Annotated in this window: 22 protein-coding genes; 15 read left to right on the forward strand and 7 right to left on the reverse strand. The window is 61.4% G+C overall.

Annotation, left to right across the window (positions count from 1 at the left end):
- Positions 1–73: 73 nt before the first annotated feature.
- The 6 genes from radC to LG31_RS0106075 all read left to right on the forward strand — a co-directional run bounded on the left by radC (position 74) and on the right by LG31_RS0106075 (position 3,745).
- Entirely contained in the window at positions 74–748 is a 675-nt protein-coding gene (radC, locus tag LG31_RS0106050; protein WP_033113596.1) for a RadC family protein, read from the forward strand.
- 136 nt (positions 749–884) lie between these two features.
- Positions 885–1,121 carry a 50S ribosomal protein L28 gene (gene rpmB / locus LG31_RS0106055; protein ID WP_005307492.1) on the forward strand — a complete coding sequence of 79 codons (237 nt, stop codon included), beginning with the start codon at positions 885–887 and terminating at the stop codon, positions 1,119–1,121.
- A gap of 11 nt (positions 1,122–1,132) precedes the next feature.
- Positions 1,133–1,300, forward strand: coding sequence for a 50S ribosomal protein L33 (gene rpmG / locus LG31_RS0106060; protein ID WP_005307500.1), 168 nt, complete (start codon positions 1,133–1,135; stop codon positions 1,298–1,300).
- A gap of 93 nt (positions 1,301–1,393) precedes the next feature.
- Entirely contained in the window at positions 1,394–1,849 is a 456-nt protein-coding gene (locus tag LG31_RS0106065) for a hypothetical protein (protein ID WP_033113597.1), read from the forward strand.
- Between the two features lie 34 nt (positions 1,850–1,883).
- Positions 1,884–2,696, forward strand: coding sequence for a bifunctional DNA-formamidopyrimidine glycosylase/DNA-(apurinic or apyrimidinic site) lyase (mutM, locus tag LG31_RS0106070; RefSeq protein ID WP_033113598.1), 813 nt, complete (start codon positions 1,884–1,886; stop codon positions 2,694–2,696).
- Positions 2,697–2,872: 176 nt separating this feature from the next.
- Positions 2,873–3,745, forward strand: a complete 873-nt coding sequence (locus tag LG31_RS0106075) for a VirK/YbjX family protein (protein ID WP_033113599.1) — start codon at positions 2,873–2,875, stop codon at positions 3,743–3,745.
- A gap of 72 nt (positions 3,746–3,817) precedes the next feature.
- Here the strand turns inward: LG31_RS0106075 and coaD are convergent, their stop codons facing one another.
- Positions 3,818–4,303 (reverse strand): pantetheine-phosphate adenylyltransferase, encoded by a 486-nt coding sequence (gene coaD / locus LG31_RS0106080; protein WP_033113600.1) that lies wholly within the window; start codon positions 4,301–4,303, stop codon positions 3,818–3,820.
- 134 nt (positions 4,304–4,437) lie between these two features.
- On the opposite strand from coaD, the gene LG31_RS0106085 reads away from it, so the two are divergent.
- Complete coding sequence (locus tag LG31_RS0106085) at positions 4,438–5,475, forward strand: glycosyltransferase family 9 protein (RefSeq protein ID WP_033113601.1); 1,038 nt, start codon at positions 4,438–4,440, stop codon at positions 5,473–5,475.
- A gap of 319 nt (positions 5,476–5,794) precedes the next feature.
- Here the strand turns inward: LG31_RS0106085 and LG31_RS0106090 are convergent, their stop codons facing one another.
- Entirely contained in the window at positions 5,795–6,571 is a 777-nt protein-coding gene (locus LG31_RS0106090) for a glycosyltransferase family 2 protein (protein ID WP_033113602.1), read from the reverse strand.
- 276 nt (positions 6,572–6,847) lie between these two features.
- Between LG31_RS0106090 and waaF the strand changes: the two genes are divergently transcribed.
- Together waaF and waaA are read left to right on the forward strand one after the other, a co-directional pair.
- Positions 6,848–7,882 (forward strand): lipopolysaccharide heptosyltransferase II, encoded by a 1,035-nt coding sequence (waaF, locus tag LG31_RS0106095; RefSeq protein WP_033113603.1) that lies wholly within the window; start codon positions 6,848–6,850, stop codon positions 7,880–7,882.
- A gap of 1 nt (position 7,883) precedes the next feature.
- Positions 7,884–9,149, forward strand: a complete 1,266-nt coding sequence (gene waaA / locus LG31_RS0106100; protein ID WP_033113604.1) for a lipid IV(A) 3-deoxy-D-manno-octulosonic acid transferase — start codon at positions 7,884–7,886, stop codon at positions 9,147–9,149.
- 78 nt (positions 9,150–9,227) lie between these two features.
- Here the strand turns inward: waaA and LG31_RS0106105 are convergent, their stop codons facing one another.
- Genes LG31_RS0106105 through LG31_RS0106115 form a run of 3 tightly spaced genes read right to left on the reverse strand, consistent with a single transcriptional unit; the run spans position 9,228 to position 11,305 of the window.
- Positions 9,228–10,487 carry a PTS ascorbate transporter subunit IIC gene (locus LG31_RS0106105; protein ID WP_033113626.1) on the reverse strand — a complete coding sequence of 420 codons (1,260 nt, stop codon included), beginning with the start codon at positions 10,485–10,487 and terminating at the stop codon, positions 9,228–9,230.
- A gap of 51 nt (positions 10,488–10,538) precedes the next feature.
- On the reverse strand, positions 10,539–10,826 hold the full coding sequence (locus LG31_RS0106110; protein ID WP_005356014.1) for a PTS sugar transporter subunit IIB: 288 nt from the start codon (positions 10,824–10,826) through the stop codon (positions 10,539–10,541).
- A gap of 35 nt (positions 10,827–10,861) precedes the next feature.
- Positions 10,862–11,305, reverse strand: a complete 444-nt coding sequence (locus tag LG31_RS0106115) for a PTS sugar transporter subunit IIA (RefSeq protein WP_033113605.1) — start codon at positions 11,303–11,305, stop codon at positions 10,862–10,864.
- Between the two features lie 251 nt (positions 11,306–11,556).
- Between LG31_RS0106115 and LG31_RS0106120 the strand changes: the two genes are divergently transcribed.
- The 4 genes from LG31_RS0106120 (at position 11,557) to LG31_RS0106130 (ending at position 14,261) form a co-directional block, all read left to right on the forward strand.
- Positions 11,557–12,576 carry a LacI family DNA-binding transcriptional regulator gene (locus LG31_RS0106120; protein WP_033113606.1) on the forward strand — a complete coding sequence of 340 codons (1,020 nt, stop codon included), beginning with the start codon at positions 11,557–11,559 and terminating at the stop codon, positions 12,574–12,576.
- A 34-nt stretch (positions 12,577–12,610) separates the two neighbouring features.
- Complete coding sequence (gene acuI, locus LG31_RS0106125; RefSeq protein ID WP_033113607.1) at positions 12,611–13,591, forward strand: acrylyl-CoA reductase (NADPH); 981 nt, start codon at positions 12,611–12,613, stop codon at positions 13,589–13,591.
- A 73-nt stretch (positions 13,592–13,664) separates the two neighbouring features.
- The gene (locus LG31_RS21755) at positions 13,665–13,790 is read left to right on the forward strand and encodes a hypothetical protein (protein WP_255940094.1); all 126 of its coding nucleotides are present in this window, start codon (positions 13,665–13,667) and stop codon (positions 13,788–13,790) included.
- A 138-nt stretch (positions 13,791–13,928) separates the two neighbouring features.
- A complete protein-coding gene (locus LG31_RS0106130; protein WP_033113608.1) occupies positions 13,929–14,261 on the forward strand; it encodes a DUF2799 domain-containing protein in 333 nt (110 codons plus the stop codon).
- A gap of 21 nt (positions 14,262–14,282) precedes the next feature.
- On the opposite strand, the gene LG31_RS21410 is transcribed toward LG31_RS0106130, so the two are convergent.
- Positions 14,283–14,447, reverse strand: coding sequence for a hypothetical protein (locus LG31_RS21410; protein WP_104016832.1), 165 nt, complete (start codon positions 14,445–14,447; stop codon positions 14,283–14,285).
- Positions 14,448–14,558: 111 nt separating this feature from the next.
- Entirely contained in the window at positions 14,559–14,996 is a 438-nt protein-coding gene (locus LG31_RS0106135) for a flagellar basal body-associated FliL family protein (RefSeq protein WP_033113609.1), read from the reverse strand.
- Positions 14,997–15,141: 145 nt separating this feature from the next.
- Between LG31_RS0106135 and LG31_RS0106140 the strand changes: the two genes are divergently transcribed.
- Together LG31_RS0106140 and ubiA are read left to right on the forward strand one after the other, a co-directional pair.
- Positions 15,142–15,678 carry a chorismate--pyruvate lyase family protein gene (locus LG31_RS0106140; protein WP_033113610.1) on the forward strand — a complete coding sequence of 179 codons (537 nt, stop codon included), beginning with the start codon at positions 15,142–15,144 and terminating at the stop codon, positions 15,676–15,678.
- On the forward strand, positions 15,675–16,544 hold the full coding sequence (gene ubiA, locus LG31_RS0106145) for a 4-hydroxybenzoate octaprenyltransferase (RefSeq protein ID WP_033113611.1): 870 nt from the start codon (positions 15,675–15,677) through the stop codon (positions 16,542–16,544). The genes LG31_RS0106140 and ubiA overlap by 4 nt, the downstream gene beginning before the upstream one ends.
- Positions 16,545–16,549 lie beyond the last annotated feature (5 nt).

Raw genomic sequence — 16,549 nt, forward strand, 5'->3', positions numbered from 1 at the left:
CATCAAGGGGTTGTGGCGGGGAACACGCAAATATTTGCTATGTTTTTCCTCAACAGGGAGAGAGGAGAGACAAATGAGCATCAAGGAGTGGCCGGAAGATGAACGCCCCAGAGAGAAGCTGCTGCGACAGGGGCCGACGGTGCTCAGTGATGCCGAGCTGCTAGCCATCTTCCTGCGCACCGGCGTCAATGGCCTGAGTGCGGTCGATCTCTCCCGTAACCTGTTGAATCAGTTCGGATCGCTGCGCAATCTGCTGGGCGCGGATCAGCGTGCTTTCTGCGAGGCCCACGGCCTTGGCCCGGCCAAATATGCCCAGTTGCAGGCGGTGCTGGAGATGGCCAAACGCCATCTGGCGCAGCAGTTGCAACGGGGTGATGCCCTCACCTCGCCCCAGCTGACCCGCGACTATCTGCAGGCCCAGCTGCGGGATCGGCCGCGCGAGGTGTTTGCCCTGCTGCTGCTCGACAATCAGCACAGAGTCATTCAATTTGTTGAGCTTTTTTACGGCACAATCGACTCGGCGAGCGTCTGGCCAAGAGAAATCGTGCAGATCGCGCTCAAACATAATGCAGCCGCGGTGATTCTGGCGCATAATCACCCGTCCGGCGTCGCCGAGCCCAGTAGGGCCGACCGCCAGATCACGGATCGGATCACGGCCGCTTTGGCCCTGATCGATATCAGAGTGCTGGATCACTTGGTGATCGGTGATGGCATCACGGTTTCTTTTGCCGAGCGCGGTTGGCTATAACTGTGCTCTGGCACCGTATTAGTTGATCTTTGATCACGGATGCTGTATAAAATGCCGCCTTCTGTTTGCCCCGCAATCGAAGGCCAGCGGGGCAGATATTTGCTCGAGCAATGAAGTAAGATTTGGAGAGACTGACATGTCTAGAGTATGCCAAGTAACCGGCAAGCGCCCGGCAGTTGGTAACAACCGTTCGCACGCTAACAACGCTACCAAGCGTCGTTTCCTGCCGAACCTGCACACTCACCGTTTCTGGGTTGAGAGTGAAAAACGCTTCGTAAGCCTGCGCGTATCCGCAAAAGGCATGCGTATCATCGACAAGCGTGGCGTTGAAGTGGTTCTGGCTGAACTGCGCGCCAGCGGTGTTAAGGTATAAGGAATTAGATCATGGCTAAAGGTATTCGCGAGAAAATTCGCCTGAACTCCAGCGCCGGTACTGGTCACTTCTATACCACTACCAAAAACAAGCGCACCATGCCCGAAAAAATGGAGATCAAAAAGTTTGATCCCGTTGTTCGTCAGCATGTGATCTACAAGGAAGGCAAAATCAAGTAATTACTTGATGCTGCATTCCCAAAAACCCGGCCTTGTGCCGGGTTTTTTTATGCGTCGAATTCAGTACACTGCCGGTTCAAAGGGAGGCTTGCCATGTTCAAACTGAGCCGCAAAGGCTGGAACAACGTGATCATCGTGGTGGTACTGATCGTGATCACCCTGCTGCACCGGCTGGAACTGGCCCAGCAGGAGAACAGCGCCAAACGCGCGCGTCCGCTGCTGCCGGAGGATGCGGTGGTGCTCACCTGGCAGGGGCCAAGCTGGCAGATTGAGCGGATCGGCCAGGGCTGGCGCAGCGGGCCGGATCTGGGGCTCGACAGCAATCAGCTGGCGGCCCATATCGAGCGCTGGCAGGGCTGGCTGCTGCCACCCGGCGAAGCGGTACGCGGTGCCCCCGTTACCCTCAGGGTGTGGATTGCCGGGCAAAATGACCCGCAGGCAATCGCCCTCTATCAGAACAGTGGCCAGTATGGTGCTCAGCTACCCTCCGGCCTCTGGCTCTCCCTCACTGCCGAGCAGTATCGCGACCTGATGCGTCCTGCCCCCTGATTGTTCACCAGTCGACTCTGTTTGCGAGGAACCAATGCCTGAATTGCCAGAAGTAGAAGTCAGCCGGCAGGGGATCTCTCCCTGGCTTACCGGCATCAAGGTCACCCGAGTGGTGGTGCGCGATGGCCGCCTGCGCTGGCCGGTGCCCGGCGAAATTCAGGAGCTGGTGGATCTGGTGATCCATCGGGTGCGCCGCCGCGCCAAGTATCTGCTGCTGGAGACCGATTTTGGCACCGCCATCCTCCATCTGGGGATGTCCGGCAGCCTGCGGGTGCTGGATATCGGTACCCCGGCCGAGAAGCATGACCACGTGGATATCGAGCTGGAGAATGGCAAGCTGCTGCGCCTCAACGATCCGCGCCGCTTCGGTGCCCTGCTCTGGACTCGCGATCCGGCCGAGGCGCATACCCTGCTGGCCAAGCTGGGGCCGGAGCCGCTCACCGATGCCTTCAATGGCGATTACCTGCGTGAGCGCGCCAAGGGGCGCAGCACTGCCATCAAGCAGTTCCTGATGGACAATCAGGTGGTAGTCGGGGTCGGCAACATCTACGCCAACGAGGCGCTCTTTGCGGCGGGTATCCACCCCAAGCGGGCGGCGGGCAATATCAGTGGCGAGCGGCTGGAGAAGCTGGTGGCCGAGATCAAGCGGGTGCTGGCCGAGGCCATCCGTCAGGGCGGTACCACCCTCAAGGATTTCACCAGTGCCGACGGCAAGCCGGGCTATTTCGTGCAGCAGTTGCAGGTTTACGGCCGTGGCGGCCAGCCCTGTTTCCACTGTCACACCCTGCTGAGTGAAGTGAAAATAGGCCAGAGAACCACGGTATTTTGCGCCCATTGTCAGCGTTAAGGGCACTTTTTCGCCGGATTTGCGGAAAGTTGTAACAGCGTATTTCCCGGCTGTTGAAGATTTGCACAGTTGTCTCTAGTATCTCGATCGTTCAGGCGGTTTGAGAAATAAAAATGACTGTTAAATCAATAGACTGGGAACATTTATCCCGGCTGGAGCGCTATTGCGCAAAATCCATGGCCTGTTACCTCTATCCGGAGGGAAGCGAGCGCCAGACCTTCAATCGCGGCAAGTTCGTGCTGCGCAGCCTGCTTTACCGCGAGCAGCTGACCCGTGTCTTTACTCTGTTTCAGGCCGAGCCGCTCAAGGCGTTGTCGGCCCGTTATCCCGAGCTGCTCGACAAGCCTATGCGTCCCTATCGCTTCGCCAGTGCCAGTGCCCGTGAGCGGGCCGAGATGCTGGAGAACCACTATCAGCTGCAGCTTAGTTGCTATCCAGAGCTGGTCGAGCCGCTCTATCTGGCGGGCGGGATCGAGTTGGGGCGTTATCCCCAGAGCGATTGCCGCATCGTGCTGCGCCATGATGGCACCTTCCGCCGCGAGGCCGAGCTGGCGCTCTCCATCATCGATAGCGAGGGGTTGCGTCTCTACAGCTGTGCATTCTCGCTGGCTGGCAGCGCCGAGCAGCTGCATCTGGTGATCGGCTCCATGCAGGGGCCGGAGCCCGGAGTGGCCAACGCGCAGGATAAGGTGCGCGAGCTGACCAAGGAGGGGCAGGGCCTGCGGCCCAAATCCCTGCTGGTGCAACTGGTACAGCAGCTGGCGCTGGCGATGGGCAGTGGCGAGGTGCTGGCGGTGCGCAAACGGGCTCACGTGTTTCAGGCCAAGCGTTACAGCAGCAAGCAGAAAGCCAACCTGCAAGCCGATTACGACGAGCTGTGGCAGGAATTCGGCGCGCAGGATGTGGACGCCAACTTTGTCGCCCTGCAGTTGCAGCCGCGCAAGCCGCTGGAGGAGATCGCCTCCAAGAAGCGGGCCATGTACCGGCGCCGTTACGAGTGGCTCGATCAGCTGGAGCTGACGATCCGCGAGCAGTTTGCTCGCCGCTAGGCATGCAGTGCGTTGATGCAACAAGGGCTACCCGTGGGTAGCCCTTGTTCGTTTCTGCCAATCAGGAGGGGATTAGCGCTGCTGCTGTTTGGCGGCGATGGCCTGCGCCACCACGGGGTCGACAAACTGGCGGATGTCGCCACCGTGCAGCGCCACCTCTTTCACCAGGGTAGAGGAGATAAAGGAGTTCTCCTCGGCCGGGGTGAGGAATACGCTCTCCAGCTCCGGCATCAGGCGGCGGTTCATGTTGGCCAGCTGGAACTCGTACTCGAAGTCGGAGACGGCGCGCAGGCCGCGGATCAGCACGTTGGCCTGATGCTCTTTGGCAAAATCGACCAGCAGCCCGGAGAAGCCGACCACCTTGACGTTGGGAAGCGTGCTGGTCACTTGCTGGACAAGCTGGACACGTTCCGCCAGATCGAACAGCGTGCGCTTGCTCGGGCTGTTGGCGACGCCGACGATCACCTCGTCAAACAGCTTGGCGGCGCGGCCGATCAGGTCGGCATGGCCATTGGTAACGGGATCAAATGTCCCGGGATAGATCACCCTGGTAGTCATCTTTGTGGTCCTGCAACCTGGAAATTTGGTCGCATTATAAGGTCGTCGCTTGAGAATAGCAGTGCATCAGGCAAGAATACGCCATCGCGCATCAAGCCTCCCTGCATTGGTGACAGGGAGCAAAGGGATTTTTTATGAAACGTATTCTGGTCGTTCGCAATGACAAGATTGGTGACTTCATGCTGGCGTGGCCGAGCTTCGCCATGCTCAAAGGCTCCATGGAGTGTCATGTGACTGCCCTGGTTCCGGCCTACACGGCCCCGCTGGCTCGGCTCTGCCCCTGGATTGACGAGGTGATCATCGATCCGGGCGTGCGTGCCGACAAGGAGCAACAGCGGGCACTGCTGGCCCGGATCAAGGCGGCGGCGTTCGACGCGTCCATCTGCCTCTTCTCCAACTCCCGCAACGCCATGCTGGTGTGGAAGGCTCACATCCCTTACCGGCTGGCGCCGGCGACCAAGCTGGCGCAGGTGCTCTACAACCAGCGTCTGGTGCAGCGCCGCTCCCGCTCCCAGAAGCCGGAGTCCGAGTACAATCTGGAGCTGATCCGTCGCTTCCTGACCGATCATCAGGCCGCCGTGGTGGAGCCCAAGACTCCCTTCCTCAGTTTCGATGAGGCGAGCCTGCAGCAGGTGCGCGAGCAGCTGGCGGCCAAACTCAAGCTCGATGCCAGCCGCCCCTGGCTGATGGTACACGCCGGCAGCGGTGGCTCGGCCAACAACCTCTCCATCGAGCAGTACGCCCGCATCATCATCAAGCTGAACCAAGCCTGCCCCGAGCTGCAGTGCGTGCTCACCGCCGGCCCGGGCGAGGAGAAGATGGCCGAACAGCTGGCGGCCGAGCTGCTGGCCCACGGCGGCAACGGCTGGATCTACCGCTCCAGCGACGGTCTGCCGATGTTCTGTCAGGTGCTGGCCAACGCCGCTTTGTTTATCGCCGGCAGCACCGGCCCGCTCCATATCGCCGGCGCGCTCGATGTGCCGACCATCGGCTTTTTCCCGATGCGCCGCTCCGCTACCCCGCTGCGCTGGAAGCCCCTCAACAGCGAAGGACGCCACCTCGCCTTCAGCCCGCCGGAAGACAGCGACCACCCGGAGGATATGAGCCAGCTCGATCCCAGGGCCATGGTGCCGGAGATGGCCCGCTGGGCGGCGCCCTTCTGGCGCAAGTAACCTATGCAGCAATGCAGACAGGGCCCCGCGGGGCCCTGTTTTGTATGGTGATGATCGCCGCTGACAGACCAGCAGATCGGACATTGCCTCAGCAGCCTTTTTGCGGCCCTGTCAGCACCCCGCTGGCGCGGTTCCTGCCGGTATAAGCTGGAGTTGGGTCATTTAACCAAAATCCATAAATTCAGCTTATAGCGATCGAGGTAACCCCTGCCGCCCCCCGTCATGGCCATTGCTTGCCCTGCAAGGGCTCCGCCCGATCTGCCGCCCCTTGTTCGAGCGGAACAAGGGGCTAATTAACGAACCTGCGGTGGGGTACGCGCTATTCCGGCTGCTGCGGTTGCTGGCGTACCCAGAGATCGGCGTATTTGACGAAGGTGGAGTGGGCGGAGAGGATCGCCAGCAGCAACCCCTGCTTGCCATCGAGGAAGCCTGCCTTGAGCAGGTACATCTTGAGGAAGCAGCCGACGGCGTGCACCAGCCCCTGACTGAGGGAGCCCTTCTTGCCGCGAGCGGTGCGCTGATCGGCCCAGGCGCGGGCATAACCGGCGGATTTGACCAGATAGTGCTCCAGATCCCGATAGGTGAAGTGGTGCAGGTCGCCGTAGAGGTTGACGATCTTCATGTTGGCGCGCACTTCCACCTTCTCGTGCACCAGCGCCTCGTTGTAGCTGGTGAGCGCCTTCGGATAGAGGCGCAGCACCCGATCCGGATACCAGCCGCTGTGGTGGATAAAGCGGCCAAACACCCAGGAGAGGCGCGGCAGCGAGTAGATGGTGTCGCTGGCCGGATTGGCCATCACGTTGGCGATGGCGGTTTTCAGCTCGGGGGTGAGCCGCTCGTCGGCATCCAGCCACAACACCCACTCGGACTGCACATGAGACTGGGCCAGTCGGCGCTGTTTGCCAAAGCCGGGCCACTTGGCGTTGACGAAGAAACAGGCCCCAAATTCGGCGGCGATGGCCGGGGTCTCGTCCTGACTGCCCGAGTCCAGAATGACGATCTCGTCCACCAGTCCGTCGAGGGAGGCGAGGCACTTGCGCAGGTTGTCGGCTTCATTCTTGACGATCAGAACGGCAGCCAGAGTCGGTTTTTTCACGAAATGGGGCTCTCGGTTGTTGCCCGTCTGGCGGGGCGAATGCGTATTGATGGGCCATTCTAACGGAAAAACGGGCCAAAGAGAGAGCCGCCATTGCCCGTTTCTGCCAGCTGTTTGCCTGCCTTGTCTCGTTCAGCAGGAAGATAGGCACCGCTTGAAAAATGAGGCTGCTCGGGCGATTGGCAGGGATCTTCTGTTATTTATCCGACCATTCTTGGGGCATAATCTCGCCCAGTGATGATTAACCGCCGGGCCAGACCCGAGAGAAGACGCGTAATGAAAATATTGGTGATCGGCCCCTCCTGGGTCGGCGACATGGTGATGTCCCAGAGTCTCTACAAGGCGATCAAGGCCAACCATCCGGAGTGCGAACTGCACGTGATGGCCCCCGCCTGGTGCTGTGCCCTGCTGGAGCGGATGCCGGAGGTGGACAAGGCGATCACCATGCCCCTCGGCCACGGTGACTTCAAGCTGGTGGCGCGCCGCCGCCTCGGCAAGCAGCTGGCGGCCGAGAAGTACGATCAGGCCATCGTCCAGCCCAACTCCATGAAGTCGGCGCTGATCCCCTGGTTTGCCCGCATTCCGGTGCGTACCGGCTGGAAGGGGGAGCACCGCTTCGGCCTGCTCAACGATATGCGCAGCAACAAGTCCGCCTTCCCGCTGATGGTGGAGGGCTATCTGGCGCTCGCTTATCCCAAGGAGCAGATGAAGAGCCGGGCCGATATTCCGACCATTCCCCACCCCTCTCTGCACGTCGATCTGGTCAACCAGAGCAAGGCGCTGGAGCGACTGGAGCTGGATCGCGCCCGCCCGGTGCTGGTGCTTTGCCCTGGTGCCGAGTTTGGCCCGGCCAAGCGCTGGCCGGAGGGGCACTACGCCGTGGTGGCACAGCAGCATCTGGACGAGGGGTGGCAGGTGTGGATCTTCGGCTCCAACAAGGATGTGCCGGTGGCCAATACCATCCGGGATCGGGTCAACCTGCTGACCCGCCCCAACTGCCATGTGCTGGCAGGCAAGACCAGCTTGCACGAGGCGATCGATCTGATGGCGCTGGCCAGCCGGGTCATCTCCAACGACTCCGGCCTGATGCACATCGCCGCCGCCCTCAACCGGCCACTGGTGGGCGTCTATGGCTCCACCTCGCCGCTCTACACCCCGCCGCTGGCGGATCGGGTCGAGATCGTTCACACCGACATCGAGTGCCGCCCCTGTTTCAAGCGCACCTGCAAGTTCGGCCATCTCAAGTGCCTGATCGATCTGGCGCCGGAGCAGGTAGTCGATGCCTGCAAGAAGCTGGAGCATAGTCAGTAAGATGCCCTACCGTCTGCTCTACAACCTGCTGATCCATCTGGGATTGCCGCTGGCGCTGCTGGCCCTCTACAAGCCGAAGCGGGGCAAGCCCGGTTTTGGCGAGCGCTGGGCCGAGCATCTCGGGCGGCTGCCCGCCACCGGACAGGATGCGCCACTGTGGATCCATGCGGTGAGCGTGGGGGAGACGCTGGCCATCACGCCGCTCATTCGCGCCCTCAAGGCGGAGCGGCCCGATCTGCCGATCCTGCTCACCACCACTACCCGCACCGGCGCCGATCAGGCGGCCAAGCTGGGGGAGCTGGTGGTGCATCGCTACGCGCCGCTTGATTACCCCTGGGCTATTGCCGCCTTTCTCAACACCTTCAAGCCGCGCGCACTCTGGGTGATGGAGACCGAGTTGTGGCCGAACTGGCTGGCCGCCTGCGAGGCGCGCCACCTGCCGGTGACCATTATCAACGCCCGCCTTTCCGAACGATCCTGCCAGCGTTATGCCCGCTTCCACGGCGCCTTCGACGCCCTGAGCCGGCCGCTGACCCATCTGCTCTGTCAGCATCAGGATGACGCCGACCGCTTCGCCCGCCTCGGCATCGATCGTTCGCGGCTGGCGGTGACCGGCTCCATCAAGTTCGATATCCAGTTTGGTGACGAAGTGCAGGCCAAAGGTCGCGCCCTGCGCCAGCAGCTGGGGGCGGATCGGCCGGTCTGGATCGCCGCCAGTACCCATCTGGGTGAGGACGAGCAGGTGCTGGCCGCCTTCGATCTGCTGCTCAAACGCCATCCCGACGCGCTGCTCATTCTGGTGCCGCGCCACCCCGAGCGGTTTGACCGGGTGGCCGAGCTGTGTGCCCCTTACGGCTGCGTGCGGCGCACTGATGGTGCTGCGGTGAGTGCGGAGGATAAGGTCTATCTCGGCGATACCATGGGCGAGCTGCCGCTGATGCTGGCGGCGGCCGATGTGGCCTTCGTCGGCGGCAGTCTGGTGAAGATCGGCGGTCACAACCTGCTGGAACCGGCGGCCCTCGGCAAGCCTTGCCTGACCGGCCCCGCCTACTTCAACTTCAGCGACATCACCCGCCAGCTGGTGGCTCAGGGGGGCGCCGCCATCGTGGCCGATGCTGCCGAGCTGGGCGAGCAGGTGAGCCAGCTGTTTGCCGACGTGACCGCCCGCCGCGAGATGGGCGAGCAGGCCCGTGCCGTGGTGTTGCGCAATCAGGGGGCGCAGGCCCGCACCCTCTCTCACTGCCTCGCTGCGCTGGAGAACGACTGAGTTTCAGCCTTTCATACAGCCCGGCTATAAAAAAACGGAGCGCGATGCGCTCCGTTTTGTTTTTGGCGGTGGCCGGAATTAGCGAACGACCAGCCCCAGCAGGATGCCGACCACGCCGAAGTCGGAGTCGCTGAAGGTGGTGTTGGCAAAGCCGAGGTTGCCCAGCACCGGCAGCAGGAACACCGGCAGAATGGTGAGCAGCAGCAGGCCGTTGGCGAAGGAGCCCAGAATGGCGCCGCGACGACCACCGGTGGCGTTGCCGAAGACCCCGGCAGCAGCGCCGACGAAGAAGTGCGGTACCACGCCCGGGATGATGACGGTCAGGCCCATGGCGTAGAGCAGCGCCATCCCCACTAGACCGGCGGCAAAGCTCGACAGGAAGCCGATCAGCACGGCGTTGGGGGCGTAGGGGAAGACGATGGGGCAGTCGAGTGCCGGTTTGGCGTTCGGCACCAGCTTGTCGGAGATCCCCTTGAAGGCCGGTACGATCTCGGCAATGACCATCCGCACACCCTGCAGGATGACGTAGACACCGGCGGCGAAGGTGATGGACTGCATCAGGGAGAACATGAACCAGTGCTTGCCCTTGGCGACGCTGGAGACAAACTCGGGGCCGGCGAAGGCGGAGGTCACCAGGAAGATGATGCCCATGGTGAAGGAGATGGCCACCGGGGTATCGCGCAGGAACAGCAGGCTCTTGGGCACCTGCACATCTTCGCAGCTGTGGGCCTTGTTGCCGAACTTGGCGCCGATCAGGGCGGAGAGCACGTAGGAGCAGGTGGAGAAGTGACCCAGCGCCACGTCATCGGAGCCGGTGATCTGCTTCATAAAGGGGTGGGCGATGGCCGGGAAGAAGACCATGGCGACGCCGACCACCAGACTGCCCACCGCGATCAGCGGCACGCCGCTCATGCCGCCGGCAGAGAGGATCACCGCCACCATCATCGACATGAACAGGGTGTGGTGACCGGTCAGGAAGATGAATTTCCACGGCGTCAGACGGGCGATCAGGATGTTCACCAGCATGGCGAAGAACATGATCATCGCCATCTCCTTGCCAAACGAGGTCTGGGCGATGGAGACGATGGCTTCGTTGTTGGGCACAACGCCCTTGATGCCGAAGGCGTGCTGGAAGATGACGGCAAAGTCACCCAGCGAGTTGATCACCAGAGTGGCACCGGCCCCCAGAATGACGAAACCCATGATGGTTTTGACCGTGCCCTTGATGCACTCGGTCACCGGTTTCTTCTGGGCAATCAGGCCAATTAGCGCGATCAGGCCGACCAGCACGGCGGGCTCGGACAGCACGTCAAACATCAGAAAGTTGAAAAATTCCATGGTCAGCTCCTGGCAATGGAAGATGCGGCCCGCAGGCCGCATGGAGGATCCTTAGAGGGCGCCCAGTTCGCGCAGGGCGGTGGCGAGCTTCTCTTTCATCGCGGCCTTGTCGACCATGTTGTCGAGAGCCACCAGACGGCCGTTGACGCCCATGGATTGCAGCTGCTCGGCGATGTCGCGGGTGGCGACAAAGATCTCGGCGGTTTCACTACCGGCGGAGGCCAGATCGCGGTGATCCACCTCGGCGGTGACTGCCAGCTCTTTCAGGATGCTCTTGATGCTCATCTCCATCATCAGGCTGGTGCCCAGACCGTGACCGCATACAACCAGAATTTTCATTGTCTCTTCCTCTGTCAGGTGCGCCGTGGCGCAGATCAGTAGCGCGCCAGAATGCGCAGGATGTCGTCTTTGGTGTCGGCCGTGATGATGGCCGCCACGTCCTCTTCATTCATAAACAGCTCGGCCAGCTGAGCGATGGTCTCCACGTGGGAGTTGCTGTCGCTGGCGGCCAGGGTGATCAGCAGCCGGATCGGGTCGTTGCCCTCGGAATCGAAGTTGACCCCCTGCTTGATGACGGTCAGCCCCAGACCCAGCCGGTTGACGCCGTCTTCAGGACGAGCGTGGGGCATCGCCAGACCGGGGCCCAGTACGTAGTAGGGGCCGAGCTCCTCATGAGAGCGAAACAGCGCCGCCACGTAGGAGGGTTCGATGGTGCCATTGGCCAGCAGGGGCGCCGTGGCCAGCTCGATAGCGTGGCGCCAGTCGCGGGCTGCGGGTTCGATGCGGATGACATCCTCGGTCAGCAGTTGAGTCAGCATGGTGGTGATCCGGCTAGTTAAGATGGCGCCAATCTATCGATCTTGCGGTGGTGAAACTGTGAGGGTGATCGCGAAAGTTAGCGCTATCAGATAGCGCTAACATGAAACTGTGATAGCGCTATCACTTCATCCATTAACGGGAGCCATCCTGCCCCTGCGGTAGGGGAAAGAGAGTAGAATCGGCCCTGAGCAAATAGTCAGTGGCGCTCTTTTGCCTTAAAGTGAGCAGCCGCAAGTCGAGGATGGGATGGATGTCAGAAGCAAAGAAGCGCCGTAGCACGGGTCGGGTGACCCTCAACGATGTGGCCCAGCTGGCTGGTGTGGGGGCCATGACGGTTTCCCGTGCCCTGCGCACGCCGGAGATGGTCTCCGACAGGATGCGTGAGCGCATCGAAGCTGCGGTGGAAGAGCTCGGCTATATCCCCAATCGGGCCGCCGGGGCGCTGGCGTCGGGTACTTCCCATGTGATTCTGGTGATAGTGCCGAGCCTGCTTGATCGCGCCAGTGCTGAACTGATGGCCGGGTTGCAACCCATCTTGATGAAGGCCGGTTATCAGCTGGTACTGGGCGACGCCCAGCATCTGCGTCAGCAGAGCGAACAGCTGGAGCATCTGCTGCAGTACAACCCCGCCGCCGTGATCGTGCTGGGCTGCCTTGAGTCGCCAGATGACAAGGCGCTGTTGCGTAACAGTCGTCTGCCGGTGGTGGAGGTGGGGGCTTTGGTGCCCCATCCCATGGATCTCTGTGTCGGCGGCTCCAATCAGGAGGCCGGTTATCGCCTAACCCGTCACCTCATCGAGCGAGGTTACCGCAATATCGGTTTTCTCTGTGCCCGTCAGGAGCAGTGGATGCTGCAGCAGCGCATGCGCGGTTGGCAGCAGGCGATGCTGGAGAACTATCTCTCACCCGATATGGTGATCAATACCTCGGAGGCGCCCAGCTTCAGCACCGGTGCTGCCATGCTGGGGGAGTTTCTGCTGCGTTGGCCAGAGCTCGATGCACTTATCTGCGTCAACGATGAGCTGGCGGCCGGCGTGCTGTTCGAGTGTCAACGACGGCACCTGAGCGTGCCCGGCAAGCTGGCTATCGCCGGTTTCGATGATTCCGATGTGGCGAAGAGTTGTTATCCTGCCCTCACATCGGTTCAGGTTCCCTATCGCAAAATGGGCAGCATGGCTGCCGAGATGATCCTGCACAAGCTGGCTGGCGACGAGGTGCAAGAGACGACCCGGATCCTCGAGTTCGAATTGCAAAAGCGCCAAAGCAGCTAACCGTTCCGTTTCAATCCCCATCAAAGAGGCAACCATGTTCAAGGCTCTGTTACTGGAAAACCAAGACGGCAAGACCATTCCGACCCTGACCCGACTAACCGAGAGCCAGTTGCCGGAGGGAGAGGTGCGGGTAGCGGTGAGCTACAGCTCCATCAACTACAAGGATGGGCTGGCCATCACCGGCAAGGGCAAGATAGTGCGTCAGTGGCCGCTGGTGCCCGGCATCGACTTCGCCGGTACCGTGCTCGAATCTGCCGACAGCCGCTATCAGCCGGGAGACAAGGTGGTGCTGACCGGTTGGGGCGTGGGCGAAGGGCACTGGGGCGGCATGGCCGAACAGGCGCGGATCAAGGGCGACTGGCTGGTGCCGCTGCCCGCCGGGCTCGATGAGCGGCAGGCCATGTGCATCGGCACCGCTGGCCTTACCGCCATGCTTTGCGTGCTGGCGCTCGAAGAGGCGGGCATTACCCCGGAAAGTGGCGAGGTGCTGGTAACTGGCGCTGCTGGTGGCGTGGGGTCGACGTCGGTCGCCCTGCTGGCTGCCCTTGGCTATCAGGTGGTGGCGCTGACCGGCCGCCCCGAAGAGCAGGGTGCCATGTTGACTGCGCTCGGTGCCAGCCGCATCGTGCCGCGCAGCGAGCTGCTGGAGCCGGCCAAACCGCTGGAGAAACAGCTGTGGGCCGGTGCCATAGATACCGTCGGCAGTCAGGTACTGGCCAAACTGCTGGCCCAGATGAACTACGGCGGCGCCGTGGCAGCCTGCGGGCTGGCAGGGGGCTTCGATCTGCCGACCAGCGTGATGCCTTTCATCCTGCGCAATGTGCGGCTGCAGGGAGTCGATTCGGTGATGTGCCCATTGGAACGTCGTCAACTAGCATGGCAGCGACTGGCATGGGATCTGCCTGCCAGCTTCTTTGCTCAGGCGGTCACCGAGATCGGGCTGGAGCAAGTGGTCGAGGCTGCCGAGGCCATCACGCTGGGTCAAATCGCGGGGCGCACTCTGGTCAAACTTTGAACTCTGACGACTGGCGAGCCCGACATTTCCGGATAGAATTGGATTGCGGGTGAACTATCCAAGGAGAGTGAAGATGGGTGGACACAAGCCGGATTACGACTCGTCAGACGATGATTGGGAGCCGGAATCCTGGGAAGAGGAGCTGGATCAATGGGAAGACGAAAGCTGGCAGGATGATGACCCTTTCGATGACCAGTGAACCACAGCATTGAATGAACAGGCGGGCATTGTGCCCGCCTGATTTTTTTTGCGGCGCTCACAGGGCTGGCGTGTGCCTCTTGTGGTCACTGGGTGGCTGGATAAGAATGAACTGCTCAAACGACACTCAAGGATGACTATGCGACTCACCATCATACTGCTGGCAGCCCTGCTGGGTGGCTGCGCTTCCAACAACGATCCCTGCGAGAAGGTGTGGAGCGATGTCGGGGAGGCCGATGGCAAGCTGGGGTTCACCGCCGATCGGGTCGAGTTCCATCAGGCCCAGTGTGGCAAGAAGGTGGATAGCGAACTGTGGGAGCAGGGACGCCAGAAAGGGCTGGCCTGGTATTGCCGTCCGGAGCACCTCTATCTGGCCGGTCGTTCCGGTGGCGAGTATCGCGGTGTCTGTCCGAACGACATGCAGGCCCGCCGGCTGTTCGAACAGGGACGACAGGGATGGACGGATCAATAACGTCCTGATGGGGAGGCGTTACTACTCCTCTTTCAGCCGCAGCGGCTGGCAGAGGTAGCCTTTCTCGTTAGCGCTGCGGGCACATTTGCCGCAGACGAATTTGGGTTTGCGGATTATCTTGCGCAGCGCTTTGAGATCAGTGGGGATTTCGTGGCGGCGCCACTCACACAGGGTCTTGCTGCCCATAACGATTACCTCTACGACTCGACGGGCGTATTGTAATCAATTTTCATTTCGAATAAACGACAAACCTGCCAGCCGGGGAGAATCCCTGCTGGCGGGTTTGCGAATGAAACGTTACTGGTAGAGGAATTTGGTGAAGATGAGCTCGCGCACCGCTTTCTTGCCGGTCTCTTTCACCAGCAGCTCGTTTGCCTTGGCTTCGCACTCCTTGCGCAGCTCTTCGCGGCTGACCAGGGACTTGATCTGGTCAGCACTCTTGCTGCCCATCAGGCGGATGATGGCGTCGCGGATCAGCGGATCATGCTGCTCCAGCAGCTTGAGGTCGCCCTCGTTGGCCGCCATCAACTCTACCGTCACCCGGACGTAGCCGAGGGTTTTGCCATCGCTCAGGTAGTTGGTGATGATGTCCGGATCGAGCAGGTGGTAGTAGAAGCCGGGTTTGGGGGCGGCGGCCGCTTCTCCCTCTGCGGGCGGCTCCTCTCCTCCGGAGGCATAGACCTGAAGTGCACCGCAGCTCAGCAACAACACCAGCAGAAATTTGAATAGCTTCATATGGATGGCTCATCAGCAAGAGATACCCCATTTTTGATGCTGCCATCGGGGGCGTCAAGCACGGATGTTCTTACATTTCGCGATTGATTTACGGATAATAAACCGGATTTTAACCTGAACACGGAAATCTCTGGATGGTGATGCTGTGAAGTCCGAGTTGACTGTTCCCCTCACGCTCTCGGGTAGCTGGCTGGCTCCGGAAAGCTGCGAATTGCCTGCCTCGCTGCGCCCCTGGTTGCTGGAGCCGGGCTCCATGACCCGGCGGCTGCGCCAGCACAACAGCCACTTCTCGGTCGAGTGGCTTGGCAATCATCAGGTCGCTCTCACTGCCGATGAGCAGTGGCTGGTGGATGCGCCCACCCCGGCCGGGATCTGCCGCGAGGTGATCCTGCACGGCGATCGGGGGCCGGCGGTTCTGGGTTGGACCCTGTTTGCCGATGTGGCGCTGGAGGGAAGCGGGCTGGCCGATCTTGGCGAGCAGCCGCTCGGCGAGCGGATATTCGGCCACAAGCCGGCACGGCGCGATCATCTGCAAGTGGCGCGCTTCGAGATTGCCGCCAACCCCCGCTGTCCGGCAGCCGTTGTCTGGGGGCGTCGCTCCCGCCTGTTTCTGGGGCCGTGGCCACTACTGGTGCATGAGCTGTTTCTGCCTTCTCTCGTTTGTAACAAGGAGCTGGAGTGAATCTGTTGACCAAGGAGCGAGGGCTGGCCTACATGCAGTTGGCTCGCATCGACAAACCCATCGGTACCCTGCTGCTGTTGTGGCCCACCCTCTGGGCGCTCTGGCTGGCGGCAGGTGGTGTCCCCAACCTCTGGAACCTTATCGTCTTTGCCGTGGGCGTCTTTCTGATGCGCTCGGCAGGCTGCGTCATCAACGACTATGCGGATCGTGACTTCGATGGCCACGTCAAACGCACCTCCGGGCGTCCGCTGCCGACCGGCAGGGTCGATCCGCGCGAGGCGCTGGCGCTCTTCTTCGTGCTGGCGCTCATCTCGTTTGCCCTGGTGCTGACCATGAACCCGCTCACCATCAGCCTGTCGTTTATCGCTCTGTTGCTGGCGGTCTGCTACCCCTTCATGAAGCGGCTCATTTCCAACCCGCAGTTTGTGCTCGGGCTGGCCTTCTCCTGGTCGATCCCCATGGCTTATGCGGCGCAGGCCAACGCTCTGCCTCTCGTTGCCTGGCTGCTCTTCCTGGCCAACCTGCTCTGGACCATCGCCTATGACACCCAGTACGCCATGGTGGATCGGGACGATGACCTCAAGCTCGGCCTCAAATCGAGCGCCATCCTGTTTGGCCGCAACGACAAGCGGATCATCGGGGCGCTGCAACTGGGTACCCTGCTGATCATGCTGGTGGTTGGCCAGCTGATGGCGCTGGGGGGCTGGTATTACTGGGGATTGCTGGGGGCTGGCGTGCTCTTCTTCTACCAGCAGCGGCTGATCCGCGAGCGCGAGCGCGAAGCCTGCTTCAAGGCATTTCTCAACAACAACTATGTAGGGGCGCTGATCTTCATCGGCGTGGTGCTCGATTACCTGCTGGCGTGACCTGT

Origin of the sequence: Aeromonas lacus (assembly GCF_000764665.1) — a bacterium.
In the GTDB taxonomy this organism is placed as follows: Bacteria; Pseudomonadota; Gammaproteobacteria; order Enterobacterales; family Aeromonadaceae; genus Aeromonas; species Aeromonas lacus.